Origin of the sequence: Pseudomonas sp. AKS31, assembly GCF_023634765.1 — a bacterium.
Classification (GTDB): Bacteria; Pseudomonadota; Gammaproteobacteria; order Pseudomonadales; family Pseudomonadaceae; genus Aquipseudomonas.
On the sequence record NZ_JAMLFX010000038.1, the window covers coordinates 1 to 667 of the forward strand.

A 667-nucleotide genomic window follows, 5' to 3' on the forward strand; every position below is an offset into this window, starting at 1 on the left:
GGGTGGGTAAAGACCGGGTACATCCTTTACGTTTGAGACCGGGGACATGGTTTACAGGTATTAATCATGGTCAGGAGGTGCTGACCATGCCCTGGAATCAAGAGTCCCCAATGGATCAACGAGTGAAGTTAGTCAGTGACTGGCTTAGCGGGAGCTACACCAAGAGCCAATTAAGCCGGCGCTACGGCGTCAGCCGTCCAACCATCGACAAGTGGCTGGAACGGTATGCAGCGTTGGGCGTGGATGGCTTGAAAGAGCAATCGCGCAAGCCGTTGAACTGTCCTCATCAAACGCCCGACGAAATCATTGCCACGCTGCTGACCAAGAAAAACGAGCACCCCGATCGGGGACCCAAACAGATCATTGATCGCCTGCGCGTTTCCGATCCGCATATCCAATGGCCGGCGGCGAGTACCGCCGGGGAGTGGTTGAAGAAAGCTGGTTTGGTGGTGGCGCGACGGCCCTATCCCCCGCGTCCCCGTGCTCCAACACATTTGCGTCCGGTCGACGCGCCCAACCAGACGTGGTGTGCTGATTACAAAGGGCAGTTCAAAATGCAGGACGGTAATTGGTGCTATCCGCTGACCATTACCGATCAGATGAGCCGCTTTTTATTCGTCTGTCGCGCTTTGCCCAGTACGCACGGAGCGCCGACGCGGGAAGGCTT

At 56.8% G+C, this 667-nt stretch carries 1 protein-coding gene; it reads left to right on the forward strand.

The genetic code is table 11. From position 1 onward, the window contains the following. Positions 1-86: 86 nt before the first annotated feature. The coding region (locus M9827_RS27600) for a helix-turn-helix domain-containing protein (protein WP_250608391.1) at positions 87-667 on the forward strand (581 nt) is incomplete at its 3' end.